The sequence below is a fragment of the Kribbella sp. VKM Ac-2571 genome (assembly GCF_004362255.1).
GTDB lineage: Bacteria > Actinomycetota > Actinomycetes > Propionibacteriales > Kribbellaceae > Kribbella > Kribbella pratensis.
The window spans coordinates 1-18542 of sequence record NZ_SNWS01000007.1 but is presented as its reverse complement, the minus strand read 5'-3'; the positions used below and the strand labels follow the sequence as shown (position 1 = coordinate 18542).

The 18542-nt window shown below is 68.7% G+C and carries 16 protein-coding genes; 10 read left to right on the top strand and 6 right to left on the bottom strand.

Annotated features, from left to right (window positions below):
* Positions 1-90: 90 nt before the first annotated feature.
* Entirely contained in the window at positions 91-1398 is a 1308-nt protein-coding gene (locus tag EV651_RS16750) for an NYN domain-containing protein (RefSeq protein WP_133786135.1), read from the bottom strand.
* A gap of 183 nt (positions 1399-1581) precedes the next feature.
* Between EV651_RS16750 and EV651_RS16745 the strand changes: the two genes are divergently transcribed.
* From EV651_RS16745 to EV651_RS16735, 3 genes are all read left to right on the top strand, one after another.
* Positions 1582-3387 (top strand): DEDD exonuclease domain-containing protein, encoded by a 1806-nt coding sequence (locus tag EV651_RS16745; RefSeq protein ID WP_133786134.1) that lies wholly within the window; start codon positions 1582-1584, stop codon positions 3385-3387.
* 84 nt (positions 3388-3471) lie between these two features.
* Positions 3472-3759, top strand: a complete 288-nt coding sequence (locus tag EV651_RS16740) for an Lrp/AsnC family transcriptional regulator (protein WP_133786133.1) — start codon at positions 3472-3474, stop codon at positions 3757-3759.
* A 128-nt stretch (positions 3760-3887) separates the two neighbouring features.
* Positions 3888-7211: a hypothetical protein gene (locus EV651_RS16735; protein ID WP_133786132.1), complete on the top strand. Its 3324-nt coding sequence runs from the start codon at positions 3888-3890 to the stop codon at positions 7209-7211.
* On the opposite strand, the gene EV651_RS16730 is transcribed toward EV651_RS16735, so the two are convergent.
* Entirely contained in the window at positions 7198-7599 is a 402-nt protein-coding gene (locus EV651_RS16730; RefSeq protein WP_238156949.1) for a hypothetical protein, read from the bottom strand. The two genes, EV651_RS16735 and EV651_RS16730, sit on opposite strands and share 14 nt — an antisense overlap.
* Positions 7600-8481: 882 nt before the next feature.
* On the opposite strand from EV651_RS16730, the gene EV651_RS16725 reads away from it, so the two are divergent.
* Positions 8482-9072, top strand: a complete 591-nt coding sequence (locus EV651_RS16725) for a hypothetical protein (protein WP_238156948.1) — start codon at positions 8482-8484, stop codon at positions 9070-9072.
* A gap of 48 nt (positions 9073-9120) precedes the next feature.
* On the opposite strand, the gene trpD is transcribed toward EV651_RS16725, so the two are convergent.
* From trpD to EV651_RS16710, 3 genes are read right to left on the bottom strand one after another with little or no spacing between them, the layout of a single operon-like run.
* A complete protein-coding gene (gene trpD / locus EV651_RS16720) occupies positions 9121-10176 on the bottom strand; it encodes an anthranilate phosphoribosyltransferase (RefSeq protein ID WP_133786129.1) in 1056 nt (351 codons plus the stop codon).
* 6 nt (positions 10177-10182) lie between these two features.
* Positions 10183-10602, bottom strand: a complete 420-nt coding sequence (locus tag EV651_RS16715; RefSeq protein ID WP_133786128.1) for a response regulator transcription factor — start codon at positions 10600-10602, stop codon at positions 10183-10185.
* Between the two features lie 46 nt (positions 10603-10648).
* Positions 10649-11566, bottom strand: a complete 918-nt coding sequence (locus EV651_RS16710) for a cytochrome c oxidase assembly protein (RefSeq protein ID WP_133786127.1) — start codon at positions 11564-11566, stop codon at positions 10649-10651.
* Positions 11567-11648: 82 nt separating this feature from the next.
* Here EV651_RS16710 and EV651_RS16705 point away from each other — a divergent pair, with 82 nt between their 5' ends.
* From EV651_RS16705 to EV651_RS16690, 4 genes are read left to right on the top strand one after another with little or no spacing between them, the layout of a single operon-like run.
* Complete coding sequence (locus tag EV651_RS16705) at positions 11649-12311, top strand: heme-copper oxidase subunit III (protein WP_133786126.1); 663 nt, start codon at positions 11649-11651, stop codon at positions 12309-12311.
* Complete coding sequence (locus EV651_RS16700) at positions 12308-13174, top strand: c-type cytochrome (protein ID WP_133786125.1); 867 nt, start codon at positions 12308-12310, stop codon at positions 13172-13174. The genes EV651_RS16705 and EV651_RS16700 overlap by 4 nt, the downstream gene beginning before the upstream one ends.
* Positions 13171-14217: a ubiquinol-cytochrome c reductase iron-sulfur subunit gene (locus EV651_RS16695; protein ID WP_133786124.1), complete on the top strand. Its 1047-nt coding sequence runs from the start codon at positions 13171-13173 to the stop codon at positions 14215-14217. Before EV651_RS16700 ends, EV651_RS16695 begins: the two co-directional genes overlap by 4 nt.
* Positions 14214-15887: a cytochrome bc complex cytochrome b subunit gene (locus EV651_RS16690; protein ID WP_133786123.1), complete on the top strand. Its 1674-nt coding sequence runs from the start codon at positions 14214-14216 to the stop codon at positions 15885-15887. Before EV651_RS16695 ends, EV651_RS16690 begins: the two co-directional genes overlap by 4 nt.
* Before the next feature lie 44 nt (positions 15888-15931).
* On the opposite strand, the gene EV651_RS16685 is transcribed toward EV651_RS16690, so the two are convergent.
* Positions 15932-16396: a MarR family winged helix-turn-helix transcriptional regulator gene (locus tag EV651_RS16685; RefSeq protein WP_133786122.1), complete on the bottom strand. Its 465-nt coding sequence runs from the start codon at positions 16394-16396 to the stop codon at positions 15932-15934.
* Between the two features lie 41 nt (positions 16397-16437).
* Here EV651_RS16685 and EV651_RS16680 point away from each other — a divergent pair, with 41 nt between their 5' ends.
* Together EV651_RS16680 and EV651_RS16675 are read left to right on the top strand one after the other, a co-directional pair.
* On the top strand, positions 16438-17265 hold the full coding sequence (locus EV651_RS16680) for an alpha/beta fold hydrolase (protein WP_133786121.1): 828 nt from the start codon (positions 16438-16440) through the stop codon (positions 17263-17265).
* Between the two features lie 49 nt (positions 17266-17314).
* Positions 17315-18542 (top strand): HNH endonuclease signature motif containing protein (locus tag EV651_RS16675; protein ID WP_166658631.1); only part of this gene is annotated, 1228 nt, incomplete at its 3' end.

Below are 18542 nucleotides of genomic sequence, written 5' to 3'. Positions count from 1 at the left end.
CATCCTCCAAGTGGGGAAGCACCCGGACTTGCATCCGGCTGAGAAGGACGCTAGAGAACCCCGCCGACAGTTTTTGTTGCCGGACAGGACCTACGTGCGTGCGATGCGTGCGGTCAGGCTGCTCGCGGACAGTGCGCGGGCGCCGAGTTTGATGATGCTTTCGGCAACCTCACGGTCGGTGGAGACGACCACCACCGGGCGACCGGGAGGCTCGGCGCGGACCAGTTGCCGAATCACCTCGTCGGCGATCACCCCGGCCGGACTGAACCGCACACGCACCCCACGCGGTGGATTCAGCTGCACCGGCCCCGACAATTCGGCGCCGTCGAACACCACAGTGACCTCGACGCGGCGTTGCGCGACCAGTGCGCCCAGAGCTGTGACGAGTCGCTGACGCTGCGAGTGCAACGGTGAATTCGGCCAGGCGGTCTTCGTCACGTTGTAGCCGTCGATGATCAGGTGCACCTGCGGCAACGCCAGCAGCTCGTCGAACAACGCCGGGTCGTCCTCAGGCGCCGTACGTCCGACCGGGGCCGCGTCGGGCTCGGAGCCGGCCACGGTGTCCGCGGGACGGAGCTCTCCCCCGGGCGGCAACGCCAGTTCACGGCGCAGGCCGCTCGCTGCCTCGAGCACCGTGTCGAGCAACAGCCGGGTGCGCGTCGACGCGAGCTCCCGCTCCTGTCCCGCCGTACGCCGGGCCGCGTGCTCGACCGCTTCCAGTTCGGTGATCCGTGTGCGGAGCTTGCGCAGCTCACGCTCGACTTCGGCACGTGCCGCGTCGACACGTTCGTCGGCGCTCTCGGCCTCCTTGGTGCGTTGCTCGACCTCGGTCTGCAGGCCGGTGATCCGCTGCCGCGCCTCGTTGAGCTTGCGCCGGAGCGTGACGTTCTCGGCCTTGAGCTCGTTGACCTGTTCACGAAGCCGTTCGCGGACCTGCCGGGCCTCGGTGCGTGCCTGGTCGAGCTGGTCGGCGAGCCGGTTGACGGTTTCGGAGTCGGCGCGCGGATTCTCCACCGGGACCTGGGCGGCCGCGGCGACGCGCTGCTCCCAGTCGTCCGGGCGCAACAGGTACGCGAGCGCGGCGACCTCCACCGGATCCGCGGCCGGTACGGCGACACCGTCTGCCACCGCATCGCCGAGCTCCGGGTGCTCCCGCCGTACCTCGAAGGCGGTGAGCCGGCGGAAATGGTCGTCGGTCTCCAGGATCGGCCCGAGCACCGAGGCGGACAGTTTCGCCCGCTTCGCCGGCGCGAAACTGGCGAACCGGCGCAGCGGCGCGGGGATGTCGGACGCGGGCAGCTGGCCGAGTGCGTGCGCGGCGAGGGTCAGGACGCGTTGCCGGACCGGTTCAGGCAAAGTCGTAGCGGCGGAGCTCGCGGCGGTGCCGGCCTCAGTCACCGGTCCGCAGTCCGGCCGGAACGAGGAGCTGGCAGCAGCTGCTGGGCCAGTGACGCAGACCACAGCGAACGGGCATCCGGCCCGGAATCGCGGTGATCGCCTGTGTACGCATACAGAGAGCCTAGTCGACTCGCAGGCGTGTCACCTGCGGAATTGTCGGTGGCGGCTCTTAGCGTCGTGGCCATGACCAACCCAGGGCATGCGCCGGCCCAGGATTCCGTAGAGCATCCGTTGCTGCCGATCCGCGGTGTGCAGCACAGCTTCGACGACCTGGGTACGCCGTTGCGGGACGTCACGTTCTGCGTCGTCGACCTGGAGACGACGGGCAATCCGCCCGGCGAGGGCGGTATCACCGAGATCGGCGCGGTCAAGGTGCGGGCCGGTGAGGTGATCGGCGAGTTCCAGACGCTGGTGAACCCGTCGGAGTCGATCCCGCCGTTCATCGCCGTACTGACCGGCATCACCAACGGGATGGTTGCCACGTCCCCCCGGATCGAGTCGGTGCTGCCCGCGTTCCTGGAGTTCGCGCGAGGCTGCGTGATGGTCGCGCACAACGCGCCGTTCGACATGGGCTTCCTGAAACACGAGAGTCTGGTGCACGGGTACGACTGGCCCGACTTCGCGGTCGTCGACACCGCACTGCTGGCGCGTCGCGTGATCACCCCGGACGAGGCGCCCAACTGCAAACTCGGCACGCTGGCCAAGCTCTTCCGGACCACGACCACGCCGAACCACCGCGCGCTGTCCGACGCCCGCGCCACCGTCGACGTGCTGCACGGGCTGTTCGAGCGGGTCGGATCGTTGGGCGTGCAAACGGTGGAGGACCTGCAGACGTTCTCGTCCCGGGTCGCGCCGGCTGTCCGGGCCAAGCGCCACCTGGCCGAGTCGTTGCCGCACGCACCGGGTGTGTACCTGTTCACCGACGACCGCGGCGAGGTGCTGTACGTCGGGAAGTCCAAGGACCTGCGCACCCGGGTCCGCTCGTACTTCACCGCCTCCGAGACCAGGAACCGGATCGGCGAGATGGTCGGCATCGCGACGGCCGTCCGCGGGATTGAGTGCGGGACGCCGCTGGAGGCCGAGGTCCGGGAGCTGCGGCTGATCGCGGAACACAAACCGCGGTACAACAGGCGGTCCAAGTTCCCGGAGCGGCAGCACTGGCTGAAGGTCACGGTCGAACCGTTTCCGCGGTTGTCGCTGGTCAAACAGGTGCGCGACGACGACGCCGGGTACCTCGGGCCGTTCAGCTCACGGAAAACGGCCGAGCGGGCGATGGCCGCACTGCACGAGGCGTTCCCGATCCGGCAGTGCACCGCCCGGATGTCGAAACACCCTTCGTTGTCGCCGTGTGTGCTGGCGGAAATGGGGCGGTGCGTGGCGCCGTGCGACGGACGGATCTCGATGGATTCGTACGGCGAGTTCGTCGAGGCGCTGCGGTCGGCGCTGACCGTGGACCCGACACCCGTGGTGGACGCGCTCGACCGGCGGATCGACGTACTGTCCGCCGACGAGCGGTTCGAGGACGCCGCGGTTCATCGGGACCGGCTGAGCGCGTTCGTGCGGAGCTCGGCGCGGATGCAGCGGATGGCGTCGCTCACCGGATGCGCCGAGATCTGTGCCGCCAGGCGGACCGACGACGGCGGCTGGGAGTTGCACGTGATCCGGCGCGGGCGACTCGCGGCGGCCGGGTTCAGCCCGCGTGGGACCGACCCGCGGCCGCACCTGGAGATGCTGCGCGCCTCGGCCGAGACGGTGCTGCCCGGGATCGGACCGGTCGCGGCGGCGTCACCGGAGGAGATCGAGCTGATCCTGCGCTGGCTCGAACTCCCGGGCATCCGCCTGGTCGAGATGGACGGCACCTGGACCTGCCCGGTCGGCGGCGCCGGGCGGCACCTCACGCGCCTCGACAACTCGCACACCGACAACCACAAACACCCCACCGAACGCCGTCGCAACCTCCGCCCGCTGGGCCCTGCTCGAGTTGGTTAGGCGCGGGCGGTGCGGCGTCTCGGCCACACTATGCTTCAGGCCGTTGAGGTGTGAGTTCTGAACGGGTTGTTAGGAGAGGACGGCATGGTCACCGCGATCGTGTTCATCAAGGCCGACGTCGCACGGATCCCTGAGGTCGCCGAGCAGGTGGCGGCCATCGACGGCGTCAGCGAGGTGTACTCCGTGACCGGCGGGCTCGACCTGATCGCCCTCGTCCGGGTCGCACGGCACGACGACCTGGCCACTGTCATCCCCGAGCACGTCAACCGGGTCCCGGGGGTGCTGAGCACCGAGACGCACATCGCGTTCCGCGCCTACTCGAGCCACGACCTGGAAGCCGCGTTCAGCCTGGGCCAGGAGGACGGGATCTAGGTCCTCCGGGACTGGACTTCCGATCCGACTGACACGAGCTGAAGTTACGGTGAACACATGAACGTCCGGGGTCAGTTTCTTGCCGAGCAGGTCCGCGCCTTCGCGCCGGTGCCGAAGCGAGGACGCGGATGAGCAACCCGCCCGCCGGCTGGTACCCCGACCCCACCGGCCAGCCGCACACGATCCGCTTCTGGAACGGGGAGAAGTGGACCAACAAAACCGCACCGGAGGACCAGGCCGCGGCCCTGGCCGCCGAAGCCGAAGAGTCCACGACCAAGGCCGACCCCACACCAACCCCACCCCCAGCGGAACCCACCTCTCCGCAGCCGACCGAGCCCACCCAACAACAGCCCTGGCCAACCCAGCCAGACCCCGAACCGGCCCAGCAACAGTCCTGGCCAACCCAGCCAGAGCCGGAGCCAGTTCAGCAACAGTCCTGGCCGACTCAGCCGGACCCCGAGCCCGCCCAGCAGCAGTTCTGGCCTGCGGAGCAGAACGCGCTGCCTGAGTCCGCTCAGCAGTCGTGGTCTGGGCAACAGCAGTGGCCGGAGCAGCAGTCTGGGCCTGCCGACCAGTCGCAGCAGCCGTGGTCCGCGAACCAGCAGCCGTGGTCCGCCGACCAGTTCAGCTCCTACGACCAGCCCAACCCGGACACCGAGCAGACCCAGCAGCAGCCGTGGTCTGGTAACCAGCAGCCCTGGTCGGCGGATCAGCAGCCGTGGTCGGCGGATCAGCAGCCGTGGTCGGCGGACCAGTTCAGCTCCTACGAGCAGGCTGACCCGGACACCGAGCAGACCCAGCAGTGGCCGGCCACTCCCCACGACCAGGGCAACCCGAGCGCGCCCGACCACGAGCAGACCCAACAGCAACCGTGGTCCGCGCAACAACCATGGCCTGAGCAACAGTCCACCCCGGCCGACCAGTCACAGCAGCCGTGGTCCGCGAACCAGCAGCCGTGGTCAGCCGACCAGTTCACGTCGTACGACCAGCCCAACCCAGACACCGAGCAAACCCAGCAACAGTCCTGGCCTACTCAACCGGAGCCGACGCCGCAGCCCTCGCCCCAGCAGGGCAACCCGAGCGCGCCCGACCACGAGCAGACCCAACAGCAACCGTGGTCCGCGCAACAACCATGGCCTGAGCAACAGTCCACCCCCGCCGACCAGTCACAGCAGCCCTGGTCCGCGAACCAGCAGCCGTGGTCAGCCGACCAGCAGCCGTGGTCGGCCGACCAGTTCACGTCGTACGACCAGCCCACGCCGGACCAAACTCCGCAGCAAGCGACCCCTCAGAACTGGGGTGCCGAGCAGCAGCCCGTGCAGCCTGTCGAGCCTGTGCAGAGTGAGTCGCAGGTGCCCGGGTTGCGGGCGGTGCAGGAGACCGGCGCCGGCGACGCGGCTCAGGCCGACCAAGCGAGCGGAGGCGGATGGTGGCAGCCTGCCCCCACGCCGCAACTGTGGAACTCACCTTCCACCGGCAACGACGCACCCGCATCCGGCGGCCCACGCCTGCGCGCGGTCTCACAGCCGCAGCCGGACGCGTCCACGCAGACTGAGGCTGCGCCCACGGCTCCTACTGGTGACCCTGCGCCCTCGGCGGCTGCTCCTGAGGCTGCGTCCTCGGCATCTGTTGCTGGGGCTGCGTCCTCGGCATCTGTTGAGGAAATGAGCGCGGCGGATCGTGCCCGCGCGACCTGGGGTGCGCCGGAGTTGGCTCCCGCGCCGCCGGAACACTGGACGCAGCGCGAGATCTCGGAGTTCGAAGCTGCACAGGCCGCGGCGGACGCCGACGTACAGCCGGAGGAACAGTCCAGCGGCCGGACCCTCAAGCTCGCCCCGGAACCGGCAGCCGGTCAGCAGACGGCCAACGCACAAGCAGCACAGACCGCGGACGACCGAGCAGCTCAGACAACGGACCAGCGAGCGGCGCAGGTCGCGGACGAGCAAGCCGCCCAGGTCGCGGACGCGCAAGCCGCAGACGCGCAAGTGGCACAGGTCGCGGATGCGCAAGTGGCGCGGGTGGCTGAGGAGCGGGCCGCGGACGAGCAGGCTGCGGAGGAGGCGGCGGACGAGGCTGAGGTGGCCGGTCAGCTGCAGCCGAACTGGGGAAGCCAGTCCGGCGACGAGCAGGACCAAGCGGCTAGTGACATCCCCTCGTGGGGTGTCGAGACTGCGGACGAAGAGGACGCGAAGACGTCGAAGCAGGCCGCTCCTCTCTGGACCGTGCCAGGAGCGCCGGACACTGCTCCGGACCAGCCGGTGCAGCTCTGGGGCGACCAGCCGCAGCAGCCGACGCCTGCTCAGGACCAGAACTGGAACGGACAGCAGTCCGGCAGCCAGGGCACCGGCGCAGCACCCGCCGCGCAGCCGGGACAGGTTTGGGGCTCGCAAGCAACCGCAGGTGCCCAGACGGGCCAGCAGGGCGGCGATCAGTCGTGGGGCGGGCAGTCCTGGCCTGTAGAACAGCCCAGCATCCAGCAGAACGTGCAGCAGACCGGCCAGCCGCAGTGGGGCGCCCAGCAGGGTGCCAGTGTGCAGCAGGTCGGTCAGCAGCCGTGGGGCGATCAGCAGGGTGCTGGTGTTCAGCAGGGTGGTCAGCAGGCGTGGGGCGATCAGCAGACGCAGCGTGCTTGGGGTGACGACGGGAGCGAGGCTTGGGGCGGCCAGACCGACCTGAGTTCCGGTGTCGGCAAACGGGACGGTAAGAGCAAGAAGAAGTCCAAGAGCTCGGGCGGTGGCGGTCCGTTCGGCGGGAAGATGCCGTTGATCGTCGCCGGCGGCGTCGCGGTCGTGCTGCTGATCGTCGCCGCGGTCGTAGTGCTCACCAAGGGCGACGACACGACGGCGAACCCCGATCCGACCGGTACGACGACGCAGAGCGGCTCGCCCTCTCCGACGAACCAGTCCAGCACCAAGCCCGGCCAGTCGAAGGATCCGAAGCTGCACGAAGGCGCCGGGCGGATCGCGTCGGACGCGATCTCGTTCCCGCGCCGCAACCCGCCGTGGTCGGACCGCAAGCGCCTTGTCGAGCAGCTGATCAACTCGAACGGCCAGCGCATCGTGCTGAAGGAAGATGTCGTCGAAGGGGACGACTGGAGCGCGGACATCTTCGTCGGCGGGCTCGGCACCGGGTCGGGGTTCAACGGCGACCCGAAGGCGACCGCTGCGTCGCTGTCGATCAAGCTGCGCGAAAACATGTACGGGAACATCCCGGTGACCTTCAAGACGATCGCCAACGGCCCCGTGAAGCGGACGGAGAAGTCGGGCTGGGTCTTCCAGCAGACCGTGACCGCGACGACGGCCGCGGTGACCGATCGGGTGCTTACCCTGACGGTGGCCGTCTTCGACCTCGGTGACGGGACCGCGGTCGCGTACATCAGCGGCATCCCGAACAACCGCCCGGACCTGAAGAAGGCCGCGGACCAGGCCTACCTAGGAATCAACGTTGGCTGAGAACGAAGACCAGAACTCCGCGCGCCCCGACACCCCGGAGGGTACGCCGGACAGCTCCGCACGCGCGGGACAGGATGGTTCGTCGGATGCGCTGTTCGGGCAGTCGCCTGCCCCGGCGCCGCCTCCCCCGCCACCGGTCCGGCCGCAGCACGCAGCCCCGCCGCAACAGCACTGGACCAGCCAACCGCCGCAACCGGCGAACCCCCAGCAGCCACAGCAGCCGGGCACGCAACCGTTCGGCGCACCGCGGCCGGGCGCACCGCAATCCGGTGGCCAGCAGCCAGGCCCGCAGCAGGCTGGTGGGCAGCACGTACGGCCGCAGCACGCGGCTCCTCCGGCTGCTCCGCAGTACGGCGGCCAGCGACCGGTGCCGGGTCAACCGGGTCAACCGCCTCGGCCGTCACAGGCACAGCCAGGTCAACCGCAAGCCGGACAACCACAGCCCGGGCAGCCACAGCCCGGGCAACCGCAGTCACCTCCGGGTCAGCCGGGTCCGCCCTCACAGGCACAGACAGGTCAACCGCAGGCCGGGCAGCCGCAGCAACCGCAGTCACCTCCGGGTCAGCCGGGTCCTGCACAACCGGGGCCGATGTGGGGTGTGCAGCAGCAAGGTCAGCAGCCGGGTGGTTGGCAGGTGCAGGCGACCGGGCCTCAGCCTGGTCGGCCGCAGTTCGGTCAGCAGAACCCACCACAAGGCGGACCGCAGGCTCCTCAGCAGCGCGGGCCACAGGGCGGTCAGCAGGCTGGGCCACAGGGTCCTCAGCAGCGTGGGCCGGTGGCGTTCACCGAGGTGATCTCACGGGCGGCTGGACCGTACGCCGCGGGAACGGCCGGGCAGGGTGCCGGAGCTGCCGGGCAGGGTGCGGGAACGGCCGGACAAGGTGCTGGAACGCCCAGTGGGCAAGGTGCTTCCGCGGGCCGGCATGGCACTGGCCAAGGTGCTGGGGCGGTCGGTGGGCAGGCCGGTGTGCACGGTGCCGGTCAGTCCGGCGGGCAGGGGCTCTGGTCGGCGGGCGGGCAAGCAAGTGGACAGGGTGCAGGAGCGCATTCAGCTGGACACCGCGCAAGTACGGCCGGTGGTCACGGTGCGGGGACGGCCGGGGCGCACGCGGCCGGGCCTGCTGCTGGAGCGGTTGCCCTGGGGGGTAATGGGCGGGCTCGGGCTATTGGGGCTGTGGTTCTGGTGGTGGCGGCGTTGGCTGCGACCGGCTTGAGTGTGGGATGGGTCTGGACCAAGGCCGAGGCCGTTTCCCCGGTACCGTTGCCCACCGTGGGGAAGCCGATGGAGACGGTCGACCCATCGGCGAAGCCGACGAAGACGCCGACGCCGTTCGGCAAGGTCCTCGGGACCGAAATTGTTGCTGCGAACAACGACACGATGCCGATCATGAGTTCGGCCTGGGGCAACAACTACGAACGCGCCGGCCTGTGGGGCGGAGCCGCGATCTGGCTGACGGTGCACAGCAACTACGACAAGGGCAAGAGCTGGGGCAACTACGTCGCCTTCGGCCAACTCCCGCCGGACATCACGTACACGAACACCCCGGCCGGCCTCAAGCAGGCGGCGATCCAGGTCGGCGGCCGCGCGATCTACAACCTGTACGACAAGGACACGCAGGTCATCAAGGGCAGCGCCACGCACAAGCCGATCACGGTCAACGGCCACCCGGGCCACGAGCTCGTCGCGAAGGTCGCCGTCAAGGTGCCGAAGCTGCCGGAGACGTTCTCCACGATCATGATCGCGGTGGTCGACCGCGGTGACGGTACGGCCGCGGTGTCGATCGCCGACATCGCCGGCTCCACCCCGGCCTGGCAGAACGTCTGGCGCTACAAGGTCTCCCAGATCAAGGTGAGCAAGTAGAACGGGCCGGCGGAGAAATCATCCGCCGGCCCTTCTGCTGTAGCAACCTCAGCCGCGAACCTCGGCGCAAGCAGCGATCCACCGGTCCAGCACGTCCTTCGCCGCCCCGGAGTCGATCGCCGCGGCCGCACGGTCCATCCCGGTCCGGATCCGCTCCGTCACACTGCCTGCCTCCGGCGTGTACGCCGCCAGCGCCGCGCCGGCATTCAGCAGTACGACGTCCCGCACCGCCCCCGGCTCGCCGTCGACAAGTGCGCGCACGACCTTCGCGTTGTACGCCGCGTCCGCGCCCTTCAACGCGTCCGCGGAGACCGGCTCGATGCCCAGCTCCCGCGGGTCCAGCGTGACCGGTCCCTCGACCTTGCCGTCGCCGACGACCCACACCTGCGACGTCGTACGCGTGGTCAGCTCGTCCAGCCCGTCGTCGCCGTGGAACACCAGCGCGTCGATCCCGCGCCGCGCCAGTACGCCGGCCATCAGCCCGGCGATCCGGCTGTCGCCGACGCCGACCGCCTGCGCCGACGGGTTGCCGGGATTCGCCAGCGGACCGAGGAAGTTGAACGTGGTCGGCACCCCGAGCTCACGGCGCGGTACGGCGGCATGCCGCAGCGCGGGGTGGAACGCCGGAGCGAAGCAGAACGTGATCCCGGCCCGCTCCCCCACCTCGGCCACCTGTTCCGCGGTCAGGTCGAGCGGGACGCCCAGTTCCTCGAGCACGTCGGCCGCACCGCAGGCCGACGACGCCGCGCGGTTGCCGTGCTTCAGCACCTTCGCGCCGGCGCCCGCGGCGACGATCGCGGACATCGTGCTGATGTTCACGGTGTGGGCTTGGTCACCGCCGGTGCCGACGACGTCGAGCGTCCGGCCGGGCACCGAGATCCGGGTGGCGAAGTCGCGCATCGTCGCGACCAGTCCCTCGACCTCGGTCACCGTCTCGCCCTTGGAGCGCAGCGCGATCACGAACCCGGCGAGCTGCGCGGGCGAGGCCGCGCCGGACAGGATCTGCTCCATCGCCCACGCGGTGGCGGACGCCTCCAGGTCCTCGTGCCGCAGCAGCGGATTGAGCACCTGGGGCCAGCTGTAGGCGGCCCCTGGATCGGACATGGCGCGTCAGGCGGTGGTGGCAGGCAGCTTGGCAAGCCGCTGGCGGAGCAGGTCCGCGGTGACCTCGGCCAGCTTGAGCGGGTCGATCGGGTGCGACACCGCGCCCTCGGCCCGCGACCAGGTCGCCAGCCAGGCGTCCTGCGGACGGCCGGTGATGACGAGCACCGGCGGGCACTGGAAGATCTCGTCCTTCAGCTGCCGGGCGATCCCCATGCCACCGGCCGGGACGGCCTCGCCGTCCAGGATGGCCAGGTCGATCCCGCCCTTGTCCATGGTCTTGATGACGGCCGGCTCGGTGGCGCACTCGACGTACTCGAGCTCGGGCAGATCGGCCGTCGGCCGCTTGCCGAGGGCCAGCCGGACGGACTCCCGCGTCGTACGGTCGTCGCTGTAGACCAGGACCTTCAGCGGACGCTCTGAACTCATCGATCCATCCCAAGCTTGTTCAAAAGACGACTGGACACCCGGAATGCTACCGGGGCGCCTGTCCGGTCCGGCGAGCCTGTTCCTCCAACCGGTCCAGGCGGCGGTCCTCACGGCGCGCCTCACGCTGTGACTCACGCACCCATTGGACGAACAGTACGGCGAAGAACACCACGCCCACGATGTCGCCGGAGCCCCACAGCAGACCGCCCGCGATGTACTGGTCACGCAGCGGCGACGGCGACCAGGCGCGACCGAAGCTGGTGTACCAGTCCTCGGCGATCAGCTTGTCCGCGGACATGATCGTGATGCCGAGGAACGCGTGGAACGGCAGTGTGAGGAACGTCAGGATCAGCCGGAACGGGTAGATCACCCGGCCGGGCACCGGGTCGAGCCCGAGCAGCGGCCAGAAGAACAGCGATCCGACCAGGATGAAGTGCACGTGGAGCAGGTCGTGGAGCACGGTCGACCGGAGCGTGGCGTCGTACCAGCCGCTGAAATAGAGCACCCAGGGGCTCAGGACGAACAGCGTGAAGCCGATCATCGGGAAGCAGATCACCTTCGCGAACCGCGAGTGCAACACGGAGAGCAACCATTTCCGCGGCTGCCGCGGCAGCGTCCGGAGCGCCAGCGTGACCGGCGCGCCGAGCGCTATCGCGAGCGGCGTCAGCATCGACAGGATCATGTGCTGCACCATGTGCACGCTGATCAGGACCGTGTCGTAGGTGCCGATCGCCGACTGGGTGGCGATCACGGCGCTTCCCAGCCCGACGCCGACGAACGTGAACGTCCGGCCGCGGGACCACTTGTCACCGCGTTTGCGCAGCTTGTGGACGCCGTACAGATAGACCGCGGCGAGGACCACGATCACGGCGAGTAACACCGGTTCGAACGTCCATGCCGTCAGCAACCGGACCGGCGTCAGCGGCTCGATCCGGTCGCCGGGCGTGGCGTGAAGGGGAAGCACGCTTCCACAGTAGAAACCATTAGTTGCCGACATGCATGGGGGTGGTCGTGTCAGTTGATACGAGGACCGACATAATGACCGCGTGGCCACTGCAACCGCGCTCCCAGCGTCTCGTGAACACGGACACCACGACCGTCCCAGCATGGTCAGTGTCGGCACGATCGTCTGGCTCTCGAGCGAACTGATGTTCTTCGCCGCCCTGTTCGCGGCGTACTTCACGATCCGGTCGGTGACGACCGCCGCAGCCGCTCCGGGCACGGAGACGTTGTGGCAGGTCTCGACGGAGCTCCTGGATGTCCCGTTCGCCTCGGTGAACACGTTCATCCTGGTCGCGTCGTCGTTCACCTGCCAGGCCGGTGTGTTCGCCGCCGAGCACGGCAAGGTGGGCCGGGTCGGCTCGCTGGCGAACCCGCGGAACTGGGGCATGCGTGAGTGGTTCATCCTCACGTACCTGATGGGCGCCGTCTTCGTCGCCGGCCAGGTGACCGAGTACACCGGGCTGGTGCACGAGGGCCTGACGATCTCGTCCACCGCCTACGGCTCGGTGTTCTACCTGGCCACCGGGTTCCACGCGCTGCACGTCACCGGCGGCCTCATCGCTTTCGTGTTCGTCCTGGCCAGGACGTACATGGCTCGTAAGTTCACCCACGAACAGGCCGTGACGGCGATCGTCGTGTCGTACTACTGGCACTTCGTCGACGTGGTCTGGATCGCCCTGTTCGCGACCATCTACCTGCTCAAATGAGTGAGAAGAGACCTTCCTTGTCACCGGCGCGCTTTCTCTCCGCGCGACGACGGCACCGGTCCGCCGGCCTCGTCGTGCTCCTGTTCGGCCTCCTGGCAGTGGGGTCGGCGTACGCCGCCTTCGCCCCTGACAACGCGGTGGCGGACAACTCGGCCCAGTCGCAGCAGATCGAGGAGGGCAAGAAGCTCTTCGCGGTCGGCTGCTCCAGCTGCCACGGCCTGAACGCCGAGGGCGGCGGGAACGGCGAGGGCAAGATGGCCGGCCCGTCGCTGATCGGCGTCGGCGCGGCCGCGGTCGACTTCCAGGTCGGCACCGGCCGGATGCCGGCGATGCAGCCGGGCGCGCAGATCCCGCGCAAGGCCCCGGCCTACTCGCAGGAGGAGATCGAGGCCCTGGCCGCGTACGTCGCCTCGCTGGCCCCCGGCCCCTCGGTCCCGGGCTCGGAGTCGTACGACGTGAGCAAGGCCACCGACGAGCAGGTCACCCGCGGCGGCGAGCTGTTCCGCACCAACTGCACGGCCTGCCACAACTTCGCCGGTCGTGGTGGCGCGCTGCCGAACGGCAAGTACGCGCCGTCGCTGATGGGCGTCAGCGAGAAGCACATCTACGAGGCCATGCTGACCGGCCCGCAGCAGATGCCGGTCTTCTCCGACCAGGTCATGCAGCCGGAGGACAAGCGCGACATCATCGCGTACCTGAAGGCGCTGCAGACCCAGAAGGACCCGGGCGGCTTCGGACTCGGCCGGCTCGGCCCGGTGTCCGAGGGCCTGTGGGGCTGGTTCGTCGGCATCGGCCTGCTGGTAGGGGTAGCGGTCTGGATCGGCGCCAAGGGCGTCAAGGCCAAGGGAGCGAAGGCCGAATGAGCGACAAGAATCTGCCGGTGAAGCCGGAGGACGAGCACGGCGCCGTCGAGGTGGCCGAACCGATCCCGGACCCGGGTCTGGAGCCGCACGAGCCGCGGATCACCGACATCGACCCGAAGGCCGCCGACCGCGTCGAGCGCCAGGTGTCGGGGATGTTCGGCCTGGCGACGCTGCTGGTGCTGGGCGCCTGCGTGGCGTACTTCGCCGTACCGCGGGACTCGATCCTCGAGTTCGGCCCGCTGTCCGGCAACGCGAACAACATGATCATCGGCCTGTGCATCGGGCTCGCGCTGTTCCTGATCGGGGCCGGCGCGATCCAGTGGGCCAAGAAGCTGATGGTCGACGAGGAGATCTCCGAGGAGCGGCACCCCGCGCACTCCTCGCCGCAGCAGATCGCCGAGATCACCGAGGCCTTCAAAGAAGGGACGGTGGAGTCCGGCTTCGGCCGCCGCAAGATGATCCGCAACTCGCTGATCGGCGCGCTCGGCGTCCTCGGCCTGCCCGCCGTCATCCTGCTCCGCGACCTCGGCCCGCTGCCGGGCCGGGCGCTCTACAACACGATCTGGGCGAAGGGCATCCGGGTCGTCAACGACGTCACCGACCGCCCGATCAAGCCGTCCGACCTGATCGTCGGTCAGCTGGTCAACGCGGCGCCGGCCAACCTGGCTCCGCTGCAGGAGCAGAGCGCGGTCGAGTACCAGAACGCCAAGGCGAAGGCCGCGGTGATCGTGGTCCGGATCAAGCCGAGCGAGATCCGCACCAAGCCGGGCCGGGAGAACTGGGGCGTCGACGGCATCCTGTGCTACTCGAAGATCTGCACCCACGTCGGCTGCCCGATCTCGCTGTACGAGCAGACCACGCACCACGTGCTCTGCCCGTGCCACCAGTCCACGTTCGACCTGGCCGACAGCGCCAAGGTCGTGTTCGGCCCTGCTGCTCGGCCGCTGCCTCAGCTACCGTTGGCAGTGGACAGTGAGGGCTACCTGGTTGCGCAGAGCGGCTTCACCGAGCCGGTCGGCCCGAGCTTCTTCGAACGAGGGTGACAACAGTGTCAACAAGCACAGAGTTCCCTGGACCGGTCAAGTGGGTCGACGATCGCCTCGGCATCGCGAAGATCGGGAAGAAGAACCTGCGGAAGATCTTCCCGGACCACTGGTCCTTCATGCTGGGCGAGATCGCGCTCTACAGCTTCATCATCCTGATCCTGACCGGGATCTTCCTGACGTTCTGGTTCAAGCCGTCGATGGCCGAGGTCGAGTACCAGGGCTCGTACAGCCTGCTCAAGGGTCTGCACATGTCGGAGGCGTACTCCTCCACGCTGGACATCACGTTCGACGTCCGCGGCGGTCTGCTGGTCCGGCAGATCCACCACTGGGCGGCCGTGCTGTTCATCGCCGCGATGATGGTGCACCTGCTGCGGATGTTCTTCACCGGCGCGTTCCGCAAGCCGCGGGAGCTGAACTGGCTGATCGGCTTCGGGATGCTGTTCCTGGGCATCGTCGAGGGCTTCATCGGCTACGGCCTCCCCGACGACCTGCTGTCCGGTACCGGTCTGCGGATCACCAACGGCATGATCCAGGCGTCACCCGTGGTCGGCACGTACATGAACTTCTTCATCTTCGGCGGTGAGTTCCCCGGCGACGACTTCGTCGCCAGATTCTTCATCGTCCACGTGCTGCTGATCCCGGGCATCATCCTGGCGCTCGTCACGGCCCACCTGTTCCTGGTGGTGTACCACAAGCACACGCAGTACGCCGGTCCCGGCCGGACGCAGAAGAACGTGGTCGGCTACCCGCTGTTCCCGGTGTACACGGCCAAGGCCGGCGGCTTCTTCTTCGTGGTCTTCGGTATCACGGCGCTGATGGGCGCGTTGATGCAGATCAACCCGGTCTGGCTGTACGGGCCGTACAACCCGGCCGAGGTGACCGCGGGTGCGCAACCTGACTGGTACATGGGCTGGCTGGAAGGCTCGGTACGAATATTCCCGGGCTTCGAGTCGCACTTCTGGGGCATCACCCTCAGCTGGAACCTGATCATCCCGGCGCTGATCGTGCCACCGGCGTTCGTCACGCTGGTCGCGCTCTATCCGTTCATCGAGGGCTGGATCAGCGGTGACAAGCGCGAGCACCACCTGCTGGACCGGCCGCGGGACGTGCCGACCCGGACCGGTATCGGCGTCGCGTTCATCGTCTTCTACGCGATGCTGTGGATCGGCGGCGGTAACGACCTGATCGCCACCCACTTCAACCTGTCGCTGAACCACGTGACCTGGTTCCTGCGGTTCGCGGTGATCCTCGGTCCGATCCTGGGCTTCTGGGTCGCGCGCCGTTGGGCGATCTCGCTGCAGCGGGCCGACCACGACCGGTTGATGCACGGTCTGGAGACCGGTGTGATCATGCGCTCCCCCGAGGGCAAGTACACCGAGAAGCACCAGCCGATCTCGACGTACGAGGCGTACTCGATCACCGCGCGGGACCGGCTGGTGCCACACGAGATCGGCCCGGAGACCGACGAGAACGGCGTTCGCGCCCCGCGTCGGGCGCTGCACAAGGCCCGTGCCGCACTCTCCCGCTTCTACTACGCCGACGCCGTACAGAAGCCGACCACTCAGGAGCTCGAGGCGGCGCACGAGCACGCGCACGACGCCGACGAGATCCACGAGCTGACGGAGGACACGGAGACCTATCGAGAGGTCACCAGCGACCGCTCCTGACGTCGTACTGAAGTGCCCCGGCCGATCGGCCGGGGCTCTTTCGTTTATCCGAGCGCGTCGGTGACCGCAGTGAGATAGTCCTTCACCAGCGTCTGCTGACCAGGGTCGAGTGCCTGGGTGGTGATGATCAGCCGGTCCAGGAGCGGGCCGAAGAACTGCCAGCCGAGGGCTACAGCGGTGTCGGAGACCTGGAGGCGGGCGCTGCGACCGTCTGTGCGGCTTCTGAGGCGTTCGACGTGCCCGGCGGCCTCCAGGCGGTGGATGACCGCTGTCGTCGCCTGAGACGTCATTCCAAGCTGCTGAGCGAGCCATGTAGGCGTGGCCTCCACTCCAGCGCGTTCGGCGTCCAGGAGGCTCACCAGCGCGCGTACGTCGGTCCCGTGCAAGCCCGCCGTACGGGCGAACTCCCCGACCGCTCGGTCGTACCGCAAGGCGACCTCCCGCAGCAGGTGCACCACGTCCAGTGCGGCGGCCCGTTCCGGGTCGGCTGGTGTCACTCCTTCACGCATGCCCGACAATTTACCTCACTGAGTGAGTTATTCTCGGGAGCATGAGCTTTCAGGACGCGTACGACGCTCTCCTCGCCCGGTGGGACGTGCCGGTCGAGCAACTCGCACTGACCGACGAGTTCGGTACGACCCATGTCAACGCGTGCGGTCCCGCTGACGGGCCACCCGTAGTACTGCTTCCGGGGCACGGCGCGACGTCACCGGTGTGGTTCGCGCTCGCGCCGCTGCTTGCTGAGCGGCACCGCGTCTACGCGATCGACCTGATCGTCGATGCGGGCCGCAGTACGAACAGCGGCCGGACGCCGAAGACGCCGTCCGACCTGCACACGTGGCTGACGAACACCTTCGACGGACTCGGCATCAGCAGGGCAGTGCTGTGCGGTCATTCGTACGGCGCCTGGATCGCACTCACGTACGCGATCGAGCATCCGGAGCGCGTGGAGCGCCTGGCCCTGCTCGACCCGACGGACTGCTACGTCGGCCTCCGTGTGCCCTACATCCTCAGAGCTCTGCCGGGCCTACTGCGGCCGTCCCGGAAGCGCACGGTGTCGTTCCTGCGCTGGGAGACGCAGGGGCTTCCGATCGATCCCCAGGTCCTGGAACTGGCCGGACTGGCCGCAGAGCAGCCCTCAACCCCGTTCGTCCGCACCAAACGCCCCACGGACGACCAGTTGCGCGACCTCGCTCCCCTGGTCTTCGTCGCGGGCCGCAGCAAGAGCCACAACGCAGCCCACCTGACCCGGCGAATCACCGCCCTCTCCCCCGCCGCAACCGTCGTACAACTCGAAACCGCAACCCACCACTCCCTCCCGTCCCTCCATGCGGACGAGGTGTGGGCTGTGTGGGCCCACGAATTGCCCGCAAGATAAGGGGATTCTGGCTCGCCGGTCGACGCTCGGGGGTTCTAGGGTCGATGCCATGGAACTCCTGGGCGAGCGGCCGGTGTGGTCGATGAGCGGCAGCGAACTGCTGTCGACTCTCGACGCGCTGGAAGCCGAGGCCGCCCGCCGGGAGACGTACCGGTTGAAGGTGATCGCGGCGATCGAGAGCACCGGGTACGCCGCCGAGCTCGGCGCTCGTGACACCGCGGAGCTCCTGCAGTTCCGGTACCGCCAGGACGCACCGGTGGCCCGCCGAGCGCTCCGGCTCGCCCAGGCGCTGCCGAAGTACCCCGCCGTCTCCAGCGCCCTCGACGACAGCCCTGAGGACGATGAGAGTGAGTGGTTGCTGCGGCCGGCGCAAGCGGATGCGATCGTCGCTGCGCTCGAACGGGTTCCGTCGCACGTGCCGGTCGCTGATCGCGACACCGCTGAGCGTCAGCTGGTGAAGCTCGCCGCCCACCTCTCACCGAGCGAGCTTCGCCAGGCCGGCAAGCAGATGCGGGACATCCTGGACACCGACGGTCCCGAGCCGGAAGAAGACAAGGCCTACGGCCGCGAGTCGCTGACCTTCACCGCCGCGGATCGCGGAGTGAAGTTCCGCGGCTACCTCGCCAACGAGAACGCCGAACTCTTCCGTGCCCTGATCCACGCCGGCGCCCGCCCCCACAAGACCGCCGACGGCGAACACGACCCGCGCTCCCGTGAGAAGCGCCAGGCCGACGCTCTGTCTGCCACCCTCAGCATCGCCGCCGCAGCGACCGACACCGCGCAGAAGACGGACCTCGCCTCAACCACCGCAGGCTCCGCGCCGGACGGGGTGCCCGGGTTCGGAGCGAAGGCGCAGTTGACCGTCACCATCGACTTCGAGGACCTGAAGGCGGCCAGCGCGAACGCGAGCGGACAACTGGTGTACGGTGACGGGTTGTCGGCCGCCACCGTCCGACGGCTGGCCTGCGACGCACGGATCATCCCGCTCGTCCTCGGCACGAACTCCGCGCCCTTGGACGTGGGCCGCAGCGAACGCCTGGTCACCCGGGCCATGCGTCGCGCACTGAACGCCCGGGACCAGGGCTGCGTCATCTGTGGCGCCCCGCCGATCATGTGCGACGCGCATCATCTGCGCTCCTGGATCGACGGTGGCGAGACGAAGACCTCCAACCTCGTGCTCTTGAGGCTGTCGCATGAATCGCGTGTCGGGCGGGTGGGGCTGGGGTGGTGCGAAATACTCGGGTGTGGCTGTGAACGTGCGTTGTGGCGATGTGGAT

Excerpts from the sequence above, each read along its gene's own strand:
- EV651_RS16745 (WP_133786134.1), top strand. The coding sequence starts at position 1,582 with ATGACCAACCCAGGGCATGCGCCGGCCCAGGATTCCGTAGAGCATCCG.
- EV651_RS16740 (WP_133786133.1), top strand. The coding sequence starts at position 3,472 with ATGGTCACCGCGATCGTGTTCATCAAGGCCGACGTCGCACGGATCCCT.
- EV651_RS16735 (WP_133786132.1), top strand. The coding sequence starts at position 3,888 with ATGAGCAACCCGCCCGCCGGCTGGTACCCCGACCCCACCGGCCAGCCG.
- trpD (WP_133786129.1), bottom strand. The coding sequence starts at position 10,176 with ATGTCCGATCCAGGGGCCGCCTACAGCTGGCCCCAGGTGCTCAATCCG.
- EV651_RS16715 (WP_133786128.1), bottom strand. The coding sequence starts at position 10,602 with ATGAGTTCAGAGCGTCCGCTGAAGGTCCTGGTCTACAGCGACGACCGT.
- EV651_RS16700 (WP_133786125.1), top strand. The coding sequence starts at position 12,308 with ATGAGTGAGAAGAGACCTTCCTTGTCACCGGCGCGCTTTCTCTCCGCG.
- EV651_RS16695 (WP_133786124.1), top strand. The coding sequence starts at position 13,171 with ATGAGCGACAAGAATCTGCCGGTGAAGCCGGAGGACGAGCACGGCGCC.
- EV651_RS16685 (WP_133786122.1), bottom strand. The coding sequence starts at position 16,396 with ATGCGTGAAGGAGTGACACCAGCCGACCCGGAACGGGCCGCCGCACTG.
- EV651_RS16680 (WP_133786121.1), top strand. The coding sequence starts at position 16,438 with ATGAGCTTTCAGGACGCGTACGACGCTCTCCTCGCCCGGTGGGACGTG.